The 15,586-nt window shown below is 50.0% G+C and carries 14 protein-coding genes and 1 riboswitch; all 14 genes read right to left on the bottom strand.

Annotated elements, in window-relative coordinates; all coding sequences use genetic code 11:
• Window position 1: 1 nt before the first annotated feature.
• Complete coding sequence (gene moaA, locus BCF53_RS12465) at window positions 2–970, bottom strand: GTP 3',8-cyclase MoaA (protein ID WP_132702067.1); 969 nt, start codon at window positions 968–970, stop codon at window positions 2–4.
• A riboswitch (molybdenum cofactor riboswitch) is annotated at window positions 959–1,105 on the bottom strand. (Overlaps the previous gene by 12 nt.)
• 100 nt (window positions 1,106–1,205) lie before the next feature.
• Window positions 1,206–2,774 (bottom strand): SpoVR family protein, encoded by a 1,569-nt coding sequence (locus BCF53_RS12460; RefSeq protein ID WP_132702066.1) that lies wholly within the window; start codon window positions 2,772–2,774, stop codon window positions 1,206–1,208.
• Entirely contained in the window at window positions 2,771–4,051 is a 1,281-nt protein-coding gene (locus tag BCF53_RS12455) for a YeaH/YhbH family protein (protein ID WP_132702065.1), read from the bottom strand. Before BCF53_RS12455 ends, BCF53_RS12460 begins: the two co-directional genes overlap by 4 nt.
• A gap of 13 nt (window positions 4,052–4,064) precedes the next feature.
• A complete protein-coding gene (locus BCF53_RS12450) occupies window positions 4,065–5,987 on the bottom strand; it encodes a PrkA family serine protein kinase (RefSeq protein WP_132702064.1) in 1,923 nt (640 codons plus the stop codon).
• Window positions 5,988–6,225: 238 nt separating this feature from the next.
• A complete protein-coding gene (gene ung / locus BCF53_RS12445) occupies window positions 6,226–6,936 on the bottom strand; it encodes a uracil-DNA glycosylase (protein ID WP_132702063.1) in 711 nt (236 codons plus the stop codon).
• Between the two features lie 51 nt (window positions 6,937–6,987).
• Window positions 6,988–7,518 carry an adenine phosphoribosyltransferase gene (locus BCF53_RS12440; RefSeq protein WP_132702062.1) on the bottom strand — a complete coding sequence of 177 codons (531 nt, stop codon included), beginning with the start codon at window positions 7,516–7,518 and terminating at the stop codon, window positions 6,988–6,990.
• Between the two features lie 106 nt (window positions 7,519–7,624).
• Complete coding sequence (locus BCF53_RS12435; protein WP_132702061.1) at window positions 7,625–8,920, bottom strand: NCS2 family permease; 1,296 nt, start codon at window positions 8,918–8,920, stop codon at window positions 7,625–7,627.
• Between the two features lie 225 nt (window positions 8,921–9,145).
• On the bottom strand, window positions 9,146–10,627 hold the full coding sequence (gene mqo, locus BCF53_RS12430; protein WP_132702060.1) for a malate dehydrogenase (quinone): 1,482 nt from the start codon (window positions 10,625–10,627) through the stop codon (window positions 9,146–9,148).
• Window positions 10,628–10,781: 154 nt separating this feature from the next.
• Window positions 10,782–11,858, bottom strand: coding sequence for an alanine racemase (gene alr / locus BCF53_RS12425; protein WP_132702059.1), 1,077 nt, complete (start codon window positions 11,856–11,858; stop codon window positions 10,782–10,784).
• Window positions 11,859–11,905: 47 nt separating this feature from the next.
• Window positions 11,906–13,309 (bottom strand): replicative DNA helicase, encoded by a 1,404-nt coding sequence (dnaB, locus tag BCF53_RS12420; RefSeq protein ID WP_132702058.1) that lies wholly within the window; start codon window positions 13,307–13,309, stop codon window positions 11,906–11,908.
• Window positions 13,310–13,509: 200 nt separating this feature from the next.
• Window positions 13,510–13,959, bottom strand: coding sequence for a 50S ribosomal protein L9 (gene rplI, locus BCF53_RS12415; protein ID WP_132702057.1), 450 nt, complete (start codon window positions 13,957–13,959; stop codon window positions 13,510–13,512).
• A 10-nt stretch (window positions 13,960–13,969) separates the two neighbouring features.
• A complete protein-coding gene (locus BCF53_RS12410) occupies window positions 13,970–14,824 on the bottom strand; it encodes a hypothetical protein (RefSeq protein ID WP_132702056.1) in 855 nt (284 codons plus the stop codon).
• 28 nt (window positions 14,825–14,852) lie between these two features.
• Window positions 14,853–15,080 (bottom strand): 30S ribosomal protein S18, encoded by a 228-nt coding sequence (gene rpsR, locus BCF53_RS12405; protein WP_132702055.1) that lies wholly within the window; start codon window positions 15,078–15,080, stop codon window positions 14,853–14,855.
• 14 nt (window positions 15,081–15,094) lie between these two features.
• A complete protein-coding gene (gene rpsF, locus BCF53_RS12400) occupies window positions 15,095–15,520 on the bottom strand; it encodes a 30S ribosomal protein S6 (RefSeq protein ID WP_132702054.1) in 426 nt (141 codons plus the stop codon).
• Between the last annotated feature and the right edge of the window lie 66 nt (window positions 15,521–15,586).

Here is a 15,586-nt window from a genome sequence, read left to right as displayed (position 1 = left end):
ATCAGCCACCAATCTGACTCAGATTAGCAGTGCCTCCACTTTCGTGGTCGACCAGCCGGTGGCCAGCCACCTTGCCGGAGAGATGGTGGGTCACTGCCTGCACCAGCTCTTCAGTAGCCACACCATCCTGAAGGTAAGGGCGAACATCGATACCCTGTTCCGAGAACAGACACAGATGCAGCTTACCCAGACTGGAAATACGAAGACGGTTGCAACTGGCGCAGAAATCTTTGCTGTAAGGCATGATCAGGCCGATTCGGCCGGCATAATCGGGATGCCAGAACTCTTGAGCCGGGCCTGCGGCAACGCCGCGAATGATCGGCTGCCAGCCCTGTTGCAGCAGTCTGGTGCGAATTGACTCACCACTGAGATGATACTGACGGAAGAAAACCTGCTGATCTGCCGTTTCCATCACCTCGATAAAGCGCAGGGTCACCGGATTGGTTTTCAGCCAGTTCAGCGTCGCGTCCAGATCATCGTTGACTCCGCGCATCAGCACCGAGTTCACCTTAACCTTCAGCCCCAGTGATTTAGCCTCGCGAACACCCTCCAGCACTTCTTCCAGCCGGTTGTGGCCGGTAATGCGATGAAATTCAGCGGCATCGAAAGAATCGATGGATACGTTCAGCTGATTAAGACCGGCTTTGGCCCAACTGGCCACGCGCTGAGGCAGACGATAACCGTTGGTCGTGACTGCCAGTGTTTCAATACCGGGAATGCCGCCAATACGGGAAAGGATTTCATTAAAGTCTTTACGAATAGAGGGTTCACCACCGGTCAGGCGGATCTTTTTGGTCCCCATGGCCGCAAAGCCACGGGCTGCAGACTCAAGCTCATTCGCTGTCAGAAAGCTTTCATCAGGCTTACCCTGATAGCCATCCGGCAGGCAATAGCTGCACTTAAAGTTGCATACATCGGTCACAGAAAGACGAAGGTAAAAGAACCTGCGCCCTAAAGAGTCTTGTAACATTGTTCACCTTTCCAAATACGGGAGGCCTGACCGTTTCCATTCAGACCCTGTCGCGTCTATGCGAGGCAATTCGTTCATATCTGGGCCGCTCTAAGCCCGACGTAGATCCGAATTACTCGGTGTTTTATTGATAGATTTTGCTTTAGTTGAGACAGGATACTACTTAATTAACCGCCAGACACCAAGCACCTGATGCAAAGCTGCTTTGCATCAGATGGACACCCCATTGGACAGCTTAAACGTACTTTAAGTTCTCGAGATTTTTCTCTTCTTCAGTTTTTGGCCGGACAGGCATGTGATAGAGGTTTTTCACTTCATCGCCCTGGACCGACTCCAGGTGAACATCGAACCCCCAAAGGCGGTAGACGTGCTTCAGAACCTCTTCACACTCGTCATTCAGCGGAACATTGTTGTGACGGGTGTGACGCAGGGTAAGTGAGCGATCACCTTTCAGGTCAACGTTCACCACCTGAATGTTCGGTTCGCGGGTACTCAGGTTATATTGCTCAGCCAATGCCGCGCGAACCTTTTCATAGCCCATTTCATCGTGAATGGCGGCAATCTCATATTCGTCACGGTTCTCATCATCAAAGACACAGAACAGGCGCATATCGCGCATGACCTTCGGAGACAGATACTGCTGGATGAAGCTTTCGTCTTTAAAGTTCTCCATCGCAAAGTGAACGGTATCCAGCCAGTTCTTGCCGGCAACATCCGGGAACCAGGCGTAATCTTCCTCCGTTGGTTCCTCGCACATGCGGCGAATATCCCTGAACATATTAAAGCCCAGGCAGTAAGGGTTAATGCCGGAGTAATACTTCGAATCATACGGCGGCTGATAAACAACCGAGGCATGGCTGTTCAGAAACTCGATCATGAAGCCTTCGTTAACGTAACCACGGTCGTACAGGGTATTCATTAGCGTGTAGTGCCAGAAGCTGGCCCAACCTTCGTTCATAACCTGAGTCTGACGTTGCGGATAAAAATACTGGCCGATCTTACGCACTATCCGTACCAGCTCACGCTGCCAGGGCTCCAGCAGGGGCGCATTCTTCTCGATAAAGTAGAGCAGGTTTTCTTCCGGCTCGGCCGGGAACCCAGAGCGCTGCTGCACCTGCTCCTGCGGCTTGCTTGTCGGAATGGTACGCCACAGCAGGTTAATCTGCTGCTGCATGTAATCTTCACGCTCCTGCTGCCGGTTCGCTTCTTCTGCTGCTGAAATCGGCGAAGGTCGCTTATAGCGGTCTACACCGTAGTTCTGCAGCGCATGGCAGGAATCGAGGAAGGTTTCCACCGTGCTGACGCCGTAGCGGTTTTCACACTGAGAGACATAATTCTTGGCAAAGACCAGATAATCAATAATGGCCGTTGCGTCTGTCCAGGTTTTAAACAGGTAATTATTTTTGAAGAAGGAGTTATGCCCATAGCAGGCATGCGCGATCACCAGAGCCTGCATGGCCATGGTGTTTTCTTCCATCAAATAGGCAATGCAGGGGTTTGAGTTAATGACAATTTCATAAGCCAGGCCCATAAAGCCGCGCTTATAGTTATTCTGGGTCTGCAAAAACTGCTTACCGAACGACCAGTGATTATACCCAACCGGCATACCCACGGATGAATAGGCATCCATCATCTGTTCAGAGCTGATAATTTCAATCTGATTGGGGTAGGTATCCAGCCGGTATTCCAGTGCGATGTTGCCAATCACCCTGTCGAACTCCTGAATGAACTCAAAGGTCCATTCACTGGACGCCGTAATAGGGTCATGCCTTTCGCTTTGGCCTGAAGTCACCTTTTCTGTCATGACGATTTCCTCTGAAACAGCTGCCGGAATACCGGGAAAATATCTGCTTGATCGATGATCTGTTCCATCGCAAAGGCATCCGGATGCCGGGAACGAACTTCATCATAGGCTTGCCACAGCGCCTGATGGGCTCGTGGTGTTATTTCAATGTAGGAGAAGTACTGAACCTTCGGTAAAAGATCACGCTCCAGTATTTTCTGGCAGATCGGCGAGTCATCATTCCAGTTGTCGCCGTCTGAAGCCTGTGCAGCGTAGATATTCCATGCACTGGCCGGATAACGCTCATCGACAATTTCCTGCATTTTCTTCAATGCGGAAGAAACAATGGTGCCGCCCGTTTCACGGCTGTAGAAGAACTCTTCTTCATCCACTTCTTTGGCACTGGTGTGGTGCCGGATAAAGACAACCTCGATCTTTTCGTAATTGCGCCGCAAAAACATATAGAGCAACAGGAAAAAGCGCTTGGCCATATCTTTGGTCTGCTGCGTCATTGAGCCGGAAACATCCATCAGGCAAAACATCACCGCGGCATTACTTGGGGTTGGCTCCTTCATGCTCAGGTTATAGCGCAGGTCAAAATCATCAATAAACGGCATTCGGGTGATTTTATTGTGCAGCTTTTCCTTTTCGATGATCAGATCTTCCAGATAGGCTTCGTTCCTTAACGAGCGATCCTTCTGTTCTTCCTCATCGATCAGCGCGGTCACCTCCTTCAGCCTTCGCCGTGCCTTACCACTCAAGGCAATGCGGCGGGCGTGAGAATTTTTCAGTGTGCGCACCACGTTAATCTTTGCCGGCACACCGACATTGGTAAAGCCGGCATGACGATAAACAAAGTCGTCCATCGACTTCAGTTCTTTACGTACCAGATTCGGCAGTTCCAGATCTTCAAACAGAAATTCAAGAAACTCATCCTGAGTGATATTGAAGGTGAACTCATCCATCCCTTCGCCGGAATTGGAGGCCTGATTACCACCACCCTGGCCTTCACCGCCCTTGGGCTTTTCAATCATATCTCCGGATACAAACTCTTTATTGCCCGGATTTACATAATTGCGCTTGCCACCCTTTCCGTGGCCAAACACCGGTTCACGGATATCCTGACCCGGAATGGAAATGGATTCACCGTGCTCCATATCGGTTATAGAGCGGTTATTTACAGCATCATTCACAGCTCGCTTGATGTGTTTTTTATAACGCTCTAAAAACCGCTTTCGATTGACCGCGCTCTTATTCTTGCCGTTCAAGCGGCGGTCAACTACATAGGTATTGATCATAGTCTTACCTCGACTACGACGACTTACGAACCCGCAAATACCATTCGCTCAACAAGCGGACTTGTTTTTCGGTATAACCGCGTTCAATCATGCGATTCACAAAATCGGCATGTTTCTTTTCGTCGTCTTTAGAGGATTTAGCCGTATAAGAGATCACCGGCAGTAATTCTTCCGTATTTGAGAACATTTTCTTCTCAATAACTGCACGCAATTTTTCGTAGCTCTGCCAGTTCGGATTGCGGCCATCATTATTGGCACGCGCCCTTAACACAAAGTTAACGATTTCATTACGGAAGTCTTTCGGATTGGAAATACCGGCAGGCTTTTCAATTTTTTCCAGCTCGTCATTAAGTGCACCGCGATCCAGAATTTCACCGGTTTCCGGGTCTCGGTATTCCTGATCCTGAATCCAGAAATCTGCATAGGTAACGTAACGGTCAAAGATATTCTGGCCATATTCTGAATAGGACTCCAGATAAGCCGTCTGAATTTCCTTACCGATGAACTCAATGTAACGGGGCGCCAAATACTCTTTCAGGTAACTTAAGTAGCGATCCTGTGATTCCTGCGGGAACTGCTGCTGTTCAATCTGCTCTTCCAGAACATAAAGCAGGTGGACCGGGTTCGCCGCCACCTCGGTTGGGTCAAAGTTAAACACCTTGGAAAGAATCTTAAAGGCGAATCGAGTCGACAGGCCTTCCATGCCTTCGTTCACACCGGCGGCATCTTTATATTCCTGAATGGTTTTGGCTTTTGGATCGGTATCCTTCAGGTTTTCACCATCATAAATACGCATTTTGGAGAATAGGTTGGAGTTTTCAGGAACATCCAAACGCGACAGCACAGAGAACTGGGCCAGCATTTTCAGTGTATCCGGTGCACAGGGTGATTCACGCAGAGAACTGTTTTCCAGCAGTTTCTGATAAATAGAAACCTCTTCAGAAACACGTAAACAATACGGTACTTTCACAATGTAAACACGGTCCAGAAATGCTTCGTTGTTGCGGTTGTTTCTGAACTGCTGCCATTCAGATTCGTTCGAGTGCGCCAGAATGGTTCCACTGAACGGGATCGCACTCATGCCCTCGGTAGCGTTGTAGTTACCCTCCTGAGTTGCGGTCAGTAAGGGGTGCAAAACCTTAATTGGAGCTTTAAACATCTCCACAAACTCCATAAGGCCTTGGTTAGACTTACAGAGCGCACCGGAGAATGCATAGGCATCCGGGTCGTTTTGCGGGAAGTCTTCCAGTTGACGAATATCCACCTTACCAACCAGTGCTGAAATATCCTGATTGTTTTCGTCACCCGGCTCCGTTTTGGCAATACCGATCTGATCAATAATAGAAGGATACAGCTTAACAACGCGGAACTTGCTGATATCGCCACCAAACTCATGCAGGCGTTTTACCGCCCAGGGAGACATGACACTCCCCAGATAGCGGGCCGGTATGTTGTATTTATCCAATAGCAAATCTGCGTCTTCTGCCGGGTCAAACAGCCCCAAAGGCGTTTCAAAGACGGGAGACCCCTTAATGGCGTAAAACGGTACTTTTTCCATCAAGGCTTTCAGTCGTTCCGCAAGCGATGACTTACCGCCACCTACCGGGCCCAGCAAATACAAAATCTGTTTCTTTTCTTCCAGAGATTGAGCCGCATGACGAAAATAAGAAACGATCTGTTCAATCGGTTCTTCCATGCCATAAAACTCAGCAAAGGCTGGGTACCTGCGAATAACTTTGTTGGAAAAAATTCGGCTCAGGCTTGGGTTGCGGGAGGTATCGATCACCTCCGGCTGGCCAATCGCTGCGAGCATTCGCTCGGGCGCCGAGGCGTAGGTAAGTGGGTCTTTTTTACAAAGATCCAGATACTCTTCTAGGCTGTACTCTTCGTGGCGTTTTGATTCATACCGCTCTTGGTAATGTTTAAATAGATCCATCCGGCCCTCCTAAACATGCGTTAAGCTGTTGAATAACTCTTTTTGCACGTCTTATGCCAGAGTAACCTTTTACCGACGAAGCGGATAAAAGACATGCATACCTAATCAACAACTCTAAAGTTGAAACCGCTTATCGCCGTTGCCTTCGGCAAACCGTAAATTAGCGGTACTTGAATTAGCTTAGTTCAGCATTAAATAGGGCGCGAAAGTTTTCGCACCGAACATTAGTCGGACAAGACTAAAATGAAAAAGTTTTCTGCGGCTGACTGTTTAATTGCCAGTCGATTGGCGAGAGGTTGAATGTTTCAAGATACTGATTTGTTTTTGAAAAGTGACCGCAACCAAACCAGCCACGATGCGCGGAGAGCGGCGAAGGATGGGCACTGGTTAAAACCAGATGTTTTTTATTCGTTATAAGTGATTGTTTTTTTATTGCGTATGCGCCCCACAATAAAAACACAATTGGCGATTCATTTTCATTGCATGCTTCGATGACTGCATCGGTTACCTGCTCCCAGCCTTTTTTGGCATGACTGCCGGCAGAACTCTTCTCTACCGTTAAAACCGAGTTCAATAGCAGCACACCCTGCTGTGCCCAGGCAGACAAATCTCCGGAGCTGTTGTGGATTCCTAAATCCTGCTGCTGTTCTTGAAAAATATTTTTCAAGCTTGGCGGCAAACGGGTATCGCCCGGCACAGAAAATGAAAATCCGTGCGCCTGATTAGGGCCGTGATAGGGATCCTGCCCTAAAATAACAACTTTCACTTTATCAACGGGCACGGTATTCAGGGCACGAAACCAGTTTTCCTTTGCCGGGTAAATGTCCTTACCACTGCGCTGCTGCTCGATTAAAAAATCTTCCAGTGCCGTAAGCACGCCACTATCAACGTGCTCAGTAATAGCACGGAGCCAGCGATCATCAGCCAAGGTTTCAAACAGGTAATTCATGCCGCATCACTTTTATTTATTCGTTAAAGTCACTAATCGAAATATCGCTGATTAATCACCTTCATATTGACAAAGACTGAACACGCTAATGCCCTGATCCTTCAGATTTTTACTGCCGCCTAAATCTGGCAAATCAACAATGGCTGCACATTCGACAATTTCAGCACCCAGACGGGTGACCAGCTTACAGGAAGCCTCGAGCGTTCCACCGGTGGCAATCAGATCATCAATGACCAGTACTTTTTCGCCCGGCTTCAGGGCATCGGCATGAATCTGGATTTCGGCTTGGCCGTACTCCAGGTCGTACGACTCTTCAAGGGTCGCAAACGGCAATTTGCCTTTTTTACGCACCGGAATGAAAGCCTTGTTTAATTCATAGGCTATTGGCGACCCAAGAATAAAGCCACGGGCATCAATGCCAACAACAGCATCAAACTCAACATCCATATACTGATGTACGAATGCATCCACCAGCTGACGGAAGGCTTTTTTGTCTGAAAACAGGGTGGTGATATCGCGGAACTGAACACCACTTTTTGGCCAGTCTGGCACGGTACGAATGTAGGGCTTAGGGTCGAACATGGAAGATCCTGTATTTTTAAGCGTGTAGTTTTTTATAGCATTAAAAAAGGAGCCAGCAGGCTCCTTTTAACGGCTGAATTATCTTAGTTATTGAAAGTTTTTCAACTTATAACCAGATAAACTTCAGAACGGCCAATGCCGCAATCACATAAACACTGATGTTTACGTCTTTGCCCTTGCCAGAAATCAGCTTGATAACCGCGTAGCTGATGAAACCAATCGCAATGCCTTCAGCAATGGAGTACGTCAGAGGCATCATCACCGCCGTAATCACTGCCGGTGCCGCTTCAGTCATGTCATCCCAGTGGATCTTCGCGAAAGAAGACACCATCAATACAGCAACGTACAGCAGAGCTGCTGAGGTTGCGAACACCGGAATCATCTGGGCCACAGGCGAGAAGAACAGAGCCAGCAGGAACAGCACCGCCACAGTTACAGCCGTTAAACCGGTGCGGCCGCCAGACGCGATACCCGCACCACTTTCAATATAACTGGTGGTCGTCGAGGTACCCAACAGCGAACCGACAACAGAAGCAGAACTGTCCGCCATCAGCGCACGGCCCAGGCGAGGCAGTTTGCCGTCTTTATCCATCAGGCCACCCTTGTCTGCTACCGCAACCAGCGTACCGGAGGTATCGAACAGGTCGACGAACAGGAAGGCGAAGATCACGGCAAACAGACCGGCTTCCAGTGCACCGATCGGATCGAACTTAAACAGGGTGGCCGAAAGGCCGGAAGGCGCCTTAACCAAGCCACCTTCAGGGAAATGTACCAGGCCAATAAAGGCACCGATGATGGTCACTACCGCCATACCGATCACAACCGAGCCCAGAATCTGACGCTGGTGCAGTGCAACAATGATTGCCAGACCCAGGAAGGTCAGCAGGACTGAAGGCGAGGAAACATCACCCAGACCAACCAAAACAGCGTCGTTATTCACGATGATGCCTGAGCTCTGCATCGCGATCAGCGCCAGGAATAAGCCGATACCGACAGAAATAGAGGTTTTCAAAGAACTCGGAATGGCGTTAATGATCCACTCGCGCACCTTAAATACACTCAGCAGAATAAACAGGATACCGGACCAGAATACGCAGCCTAATGCGATTTCCCAGCTTTGACCCATACCCAGAACCACACCAAAGGTGAAGAAGGCATTTAAACCCATGCCCGGTGCCAAAGCGACCGGATAGTTAGCCCACAAACCCATCACAGCGGAACCAAAGGCAGCAGCGATACAGGTTGCAACAAACACCGCATCAAAAGGCATACCGGTCGCTGATAAAATACCTGGGTTAACAGCGATGATGTATGCCATTGTCAGGAAGGTAGATAATCCAGCGAGTACTTCAGTTTTAACATCCGTACCCATTTCTTTTAACTTAAAAAGTTTTTCTAACATTCAGAAAGTTCCTAGTGATATGGGTTGCTGCAGTGCATTAATTGAGTGCTTCACCCCTGCGCGAACGGACGCAGCGGCACAAAAATAAACCATTCGGTCATGTTTTCTGGTCTCCAGAAACAAGAAAACCGACCAATTGGCCGGTTTCTGCAAAGATAATACCATATATAGAATTTTCAAAAAATGTACGTTAGGCACCAAAAATTTGATCTATGCCCTTCTTAATTAACTTAAGCCCAGTGAGCTGAGGGTGTACTTGCGCACATCTGCCAATAACGTTGAATTTTCCACTAATGACTCACCATAAGACGGGATCATCTCACTCAGTTTTGCCTGCCATGCCTCCGTTTCCAGCTGCTCCGGAAAGCAGCGTTCCAGAACACTCAGCATCGCCTCAACGGAAGTAGACGCGCCCGGTGATGCGCCCAGCAGCGCGGCCAGGCTTTTATCGTCTGCCACGATCACCTCGGTACCAAACTCCAGCTTGCCACCCAACGCTTCATCTTTTTTGATAATCTGCACACGCTGGCCGGCTATCGCCAGATGCCAGTCTTCATCACTGGCATTCGGGAAGTAATTGCGCAGCGATTCAACCCGCTGTTTATGACTCAGCCGGGCCTCACTGATCAGGTATCGCGTCAGATCGGTATGGCGCAGGCCAACGCGCATCAGCGGCAGCAGGTTGTTTGGCCGAACCGAGCACAGCAGATCGAGATAAGAGCCCTGCTTCAGGAACTTCGTGGTAAAGCCGGCAAAAGGCCCGAACAACAATGCCTTCTCGCCATCAATAATACGGGTGTCCAAATGCGGAACGGACATCGGCGGCGCACCAATCGCTGCCTTGCCATAAACCTTGGCATGATGCTGCTCAACGATCTCCGGCTTTTTGCACACCAGCCATTGGCCACTGACCGGGAAGCCGCCATAGCCAATGCTGTTTTCAATTCCACTGCCCTGCAGCAGCGGCAGCGAGCCGCCGCCTCCACCAATAAACACAAACCTGGATTTCACATACAGGGTTTTGCCTTCAACGCGGTCTTTTACCCGCACAGACCAGGCGCCATCACCACGCTTGCGGAAACCGAAAGCCTCGTGGCTGACCAGCAATTCAAAGCCACTGCTCTTTTCCAGGTTAAAAATCAGATTCCGGGTTATCGCACCAAAGTCGACATCACTGCCGTGCGCCACACGGGTAGCGGCGACAGGCTCATCAGGGTCGCGGCCGGCCAGGATCAAAGGCATCCATTGCTCGATCACTTCGCGGTCTTCGGTATATTCCATCTCAGTGAACAGATGGTGAGCAGAGAGCTCAGCATAGCGCTTACGCAGGAACTCAACGTTTTCAGCGCCCCAAACAAAGCTGATGTGCGGGGTGCGATTAATAAACTGTTGAGGTTGCGGGAAGAATTGCTTGTTTACCAGGTAAGACCAGAATTGCAAAGACAACTCGAAGGCACTGTTAATGCTCAGAGCCTTGGAGATATCAACACTGCCATCGGCGGCCATTGGCGTATAGTTCAGTTCACAATAGGCGGCATGGCCGGTACCGGCGTTATTCCAACCATCGGAGCTTTCCTGGGCAACCTTTTCGTTCTTCTCCAGCATTAAAACGCTTAAAGAAGGGTCCAGTTGCTTTAGCAACACACCCAGCGTGGCACTCATTACGCCACCGCCGATTAACAGAACATCAACGGATTTCACAGTCATCTAACCAACCCCTTATATTTATTATCATTCGCATGGGCGCTGTTAAAATATCAGCATAGAACAGCGCTCAGCGATTCATTAATTATACGGCTCGTTAACAACGACAAGCGTCATACATTCGGATAATCGATCAACAAGCGGGGTTTGTTAGCAATTACTCAACCATCTCCCGCTCGACCCGAGGAGATACTCGGGTGACCAGCTCATATCCAATAGTATCGACATAGCGACCCACCTCATCGACAGGAAGGTTCGCGCCCCAGAGCTCTGCCAGGTCACCCACCTTAACGTCCGGCAAGTCGGTTACATCAATCATCATCATATCCATGCACACGCGGCCGGATAAAGGAACCACCTTGCCATTCAGCCAAACCGGCGTGCCATCCGGTGCATGCCGTGGATAACCGTCGGCATAGCCGATCGCCAGTGTCGCAATAACTGAATCGCGCCCGGCGGTCCAGCGCATGCCGTAGCCAACACTCTCGCCTTTGGCCAGCTGTTTAATGGCGATAACAGGTGCAACCAATGTCATGGCCGCAGCCAGGCCAATCTCCCGGGCAGAGATATCTGCAAAGGGTGTAGCACCGTAAAGCATAATACCCGGGCGCACCCAATCGGCATGGGTCTGCGGCCACTTAATCACCGAGGCGGAATTAGCAATGCTGATCTGCTTGTCTTCGTGCTGGCTGCCACGAATCACCTTCAGTTGCCGCTCAGTAATCTGCGGTTGGGAAAGGTCATCGGCACAACACATGTGCGTCATAATACCGACCACGTCGACGTTCGCGCATTGCTCCAGATGGGAAACCGCTTCCTGTAAATCTTCCGGTGAGAAGCCCAGCCGGTGCATTCCGGTATCCAGCTTCAACCAAACTTTGAGCGTCTCACGGCTATCGAGCCGCTCCAGAAAGGCCAGCTGTTCACGGCAATGCAGCACACACTCCAGCTGGCTATCGGCAGCTTCTGAGAGGTGCGCAGCCTGAGTCACACCGGCCAGCAGCAGAATCGGCAATTTAATTCCCGCGGCACGCAGAGTTCTGGCCTCGCCAAGTGTCGCCACGGCATAGCCATCGGCATCATGCAATACATTGGCAACAGCCACCGAGCCATGGCCGTAGGCATCAGCCTTGATCACTGCCCAAACACGGGAATTGGGTGCAAGCTGCTTAGCTCGCTGAAAATTATTTTTTAACGCAGACGCGCTGATTAGCGCCTTGGTGCCACGGGTCATAAGGCAGCGGACTCCTTTACTAAAATTATCTGTGCTGCGGATGCGTATTAGTCGCCGACATATTCGGCCATATAGTCCGGAGCCAGGTCGGCAAATTTTGAATATTGCCCCTGGAAAGACAGATGGACCGTATCGGTCGGGCCGTTACGGTTTTTACCGATGATGATCTCGGCTGTTCCTTTTTGCGGCGAGTCCTCGTTATAAACCTCATCGCGGTATATGAACATAATCAGGTCAGCATCCTGCTCAATAGCTCCCGACTCACGCAGGTCGGAAGCAATCGGGCGTTTGTTGGGGCGCTGTTCCAGCGAGCGGTTCAGCTGGGAAAGCGCTATGACGGGGCAATCAAACTCTTTGGCAATCGCCTTCAGCGTTCGGGAAATCTCTGAGATTTCATTGGTACGGCCTTCGGTAAAGCCTTTAATGGTCATCAGCTGCAGGTAATCGATCATCACCATGCCTACACCGCCATGTTCACGCGCCAGGCGACGCAATCTAGAGCGGATCTCCGAAGGCGAAAGGCCGGCAGTATCGTCGATAAACAGCTTTTTATCTTTCAGCAGGTTAATAGCTTTGGCAAGCTTGGGGTAATCATCATCCGCCAGCTTACCGGTAATGACCCGACCGAGATCGATCTTACCCAGTGACGCGAACGAACGGTTCAGCAACTGTTCCGAGGGCATTTCCAGGCTGAATACCGCCACCACCTGATCCTGGTTAATAATCGCCTCTTCCACCAGGTTCATTGAGAAGGTGGTTTTACCCATCGCCGGACGCGCGGCAACAATAATCAGCTCACCGCCTTTAAAGCCTTTGGTGGCCTTATCCAACTGAGAGAATCCGGAAGAAACACCGACAATATCGGAATTCTGTTTCGCCAGCTCTTCAATTCTGGCCAGCGCTTTATCGGCCAGCGGGTTTACATGCTCCAGCCCGCCCTGACTTGGACGATCTTCGGCAATCTTGAAAACGGCACGCTCAGCCTGATCGAGAATAGAGGCGACATCCTGACCGCCGGGGTCAAATGCCGAACCGGAGATATCGCCGGCCACCCGGATCAACTGACGCAAGACACTGCGTTCCTGAACAATTCTGGCGTATGCCACCAGGTTGCTGATCGACGGGGTATTCTCGGCCAGTGCCATCAGGTAGGCCATGCCACCGACCGACTCCAGCAGTTTTTCTGTTTCCAGTTTTTCGCCCAGGGTAATCACATCCATCGGCGAGCTGGCATCGGCAAGGCTGACCATGGCGCGATAGATCTGGCGATGCTCGTTGCGATAGAAATCGTCCGGCAGCAACGAATCGGCGACACTGTCCCACAGCGCATTGTCGACCATCAGCGCGCCCAGCAGGGACTGCTCAGCCTCCAGCGAGTGCGGCGGTGTTTTGATCTGTTGCAGCTCGGCATCTTCCGGGGCAAGAATATCGTCGTCGAACGTATCTACCATTCAGGTAAACCTTTTATCTATCTGAAAAACGGGAACCGCGAGTTTACCAGATAAGGCATTACTCGCATCAGAAATTAAAATGCATCAATTTGACACTGAACTGTATGACACAAATTTCAGGCAAAAAAAAGCCCGGCACTAAACCAGGCTATTTTTACAACTGCCTCAGTTTTCACTGATGGCAGCCTTTGCTGATGCAATTAAGCTTCAGCAACAACGATCAGATGAACCGAACCGGTTACATCGCTGTGCAGCTGAACAGCAATGTTGTATTCACCTACAGCGCGGATTGGACCTTCAGGCATTTTAACCTGAGACTTCTCAATCTCAACACCAGCAGCAGATACCAGATCAGCAACATCGCGTGGACCGATAGAGCCGAACAGTTTGCCTTCGTCACCAGCGTTTGCAGTAACAGTCAATTCAACTTCAGCCAACTGATCTGCACGCTCTTGCGCAACAGCCAGTTTTTCAGCTTCAGCTTTTTCCAACTCAGCACGGCGCTCTTCAAAGAACTTAGTGTTGTCAGACGTTGCCAACACAGCCTTGCCAGTAGGGATCAAGTAGTTTCGTGCGTAACCGCTTTTTACGTTTACGGTATCGCCCAAAACACCCATTTTGCCAACTTTTTCAAGCAGGATAACTTCCATCTCGCTTACCTCATTCGTTATCTGATTTTGTCCGTTCTGGAATTCGCGACTTAAGATCAATCATTGAGTCCGCGATTACGACCAAAACCAGCAACGGTAATATAAATTGTATGAACATGACCGCACCGATATATAAAGCGACCAGCCATTGTCCACCCAAGCCTAATTTCGTCACAATTCCATGCAGCAGTGCCATACCGACAAAGGCCAATGGAATACCGAACAGCATTACCGCTCCGGGCAGATACAGCACCGATACAAGCACTGCAGCCACCAAAAACACAACCTCTTGCCGGGTAAAACGCAGTGCCTGCATTTCACCCTTCAACCCACCCGGGTTATAAAGCCCGGCCTGCCAGTAACGCGCTAACAGCAGCGTAAGCACTGCTTCCGCCAGTTGAGAGCTGATCAGGATAAACCCGACCCAGTCCCTGGTCATTTCCAGCAACTGAGACTCAACCGAGCCGGCACCATTGGTCATAAATACCTGCTGAATGCCGTCTAAAATGCTGTCAAATTGCGCCGCGAACAGGTTCTGAGCGATAAACGCTAAAACCAGCCCGATAACCGACCCTAAAATCAATGTTCGGGACCAGCTCTGTGTTGCCTTCAGCACTTCAGCCAACAGTGTGACCAGCACCAAAACCAACAATGACAACGGTACCCCCGATAAATACCAGGAGACCAGGCCTCCGGCCATCGCCATCAAAAGAGTGCGGGTGCCGTAGGTGATGCCATGCCTTAAGGTTGTTAAAGCAACCAATGCTGCACTTACAAAATACAGCAATGGGGTTGCAGCAAATAATGCTGCGAGAACTCCGGTATGCAGCGGGCTTTTCATCGCATAACGAGCTAAGCCGAGCATATGCCAGGTTCTCCCTTACTACTCGCTCTTACTTATGAGCGTCGGTGTAAGGTAACAGGGCAAGGTAACGAGCGCGCTTAATAGCAGTGGCCAGCTGACGCTGGTACTTAGCGCTGGTACCAGTGATACGACTTGGTACAATCTTGCCAGTTTCAGTAATGTAGCCTTTCAGCAGGTCTACATCTTTATAATCAATCTCAGTAATGCCTTCTGCAGTGAAGCGGCAGAACTTACGACGACGGAAAAAACGTGCCATAGTACGTGCTCCTATTATTCTTCAGACGCTGAGTCATCAGCGGCTTCAGTTTCAACTTCTTCAGCTTCAGCGCGTGGCGCGTTAGCAGCGGCTTGAGCTTCATCTTTAGCTTTCTTTGCTTCAACAGATTTCATCATTGGAGAAGCGTCAGTTACTGCGTCTTTACGACGAATAACCATGCTGCGCAAGATAGCATCGTTGAAACGGAAAGTGGTTTTCAGGTCATCAATAGTTTCATCAGAAACTTCAACATTCAGCAGAATGTAATGAGCCTTGTGCAGATCCTGAATTGGGAAGCCAAGTTGACGACGGCCCCAATCTTCTTTGCGGTGAATGGTACCGCCTGCTTCGGTTACAACGGTAGTGTAACGCTCTACCATTGCAGGTACTTGTTCAGACTGGTCTGGGTGAACCAGCAGAACGATTTCATAATGGCGCATAAATGCTCCCTTCGGGTTAACAACCTCCTGGAGGGCTTAAAGCCTGACCAGTAAGGTAAGGAGTAA

Origin of the sequence: Reinekea marinisedimentorum (genome assembly GCF_004341165.1) — a bacterium.
GTDB classification, from domain to species: domain Bacteria; phylum Pseudomonadota; class Gammaproteobacteria; order Pseudomonadales; family Natronospirillaceae; genus Reinekea; species Reinekea marinisedimentorum.
The sequence above is the reverse complement of the archived record's forward strand: the minus strand, read 5'-3'. Positions and strand labels throughout refer to the sequence as shown.

Coding starts and splice junctions, on each gene's coding strand:
- moaA (WP_132702067.1), bottom strand. CDS start 970: ATGTTACAAGACTCTTTAGGGCGCAGGTTCTTTTACCTTCGTCTTTCT.
- BCF53_RS12460 (WP_132702066.1), bottom strand. CDS start 2,774: ATGACAGAAAAGGTGACTTCAGGCCAAAGCGAAAGGCATGACCCTATT.
- BCF53_RS12455 (WP_132702065.1), bottom strand. CDS start 4,051: ATGATCAATACCTATGTAGTTGACCGCCGCTTGAACGGCAAGAATAAG.
- BCF53_RS12450 (WP_132702064.1), bottom strand. CDS start 5,987: ATGGATCTATTTAAACATTACCAAGAGCGGTATGAATCAAAACGCCAC.
- ung (WP_132702063.1), bottom strand. CDS start 6,936: ATGAATTACCTGTTTGAAACCTTGGCTGATGATCGCTGGCTCCGTGCT.
- BCF53_RS12440 (WP_132702062.1), bottom strand. CDS start 7,518: ATGTTCGACCCTAAGCCCTACATTCGTACCGTGCCAGACTGGCCAAAA.
- BCF53_RS12435 (WP_132702061.1), bottom strand. CDS start 8,920: ATGTTAGAAAAACTTTTTAAGTTAAAAGAAATGGGTACGGATGTTAAA.
- mqo (WP_132702060.1), bottom strand. CDS start 10,627: ATGACTGTGAAATCCGTTGATGTTCTGTTAATCGGCGGTGGCGTAATG.
- alr (WP_132702059.1), bottom strand. CDS start 11,858: ATGACCCGTGGCACCAAGGCGCTAATCAGCGCGTCTGCGTTAAAAAAT.
- dnaB (WP_132702058.1), bottom strand. CDS start 13,309: ATGGTAGATACGTTCGACGACGATATTCTTGCCCCGGAAGATGCCGAG.
- rplI (WP_132702057.1), bottom strand. CDS start 13,959: ATGGAAGTTATCCTGCTTGAAAAAGTTGGCAAAATGGGTGTTTTGGGC.
- BCF53_RS12410 (WP_132702056.1), bottom strand. CDS start 14,824: ATGCTCGGCTTAGCTCGTTATGCGATGAAAAGCCCGCTGCATACCGGA.
- rpsR (WP_132702055.1), bottom strand. CDS start 15,080: ATGGCACGTTTTTTCCGTCGTCGTAAGTTCTGCCGCTTCACTGCAGAA.
- rpsF (WP_132702054.1), bottom strand. CDS start 15,520: ATGCGCCATTATGAAATCGTTCTGCTGGTTCACCCAGACCAGTCTGAA.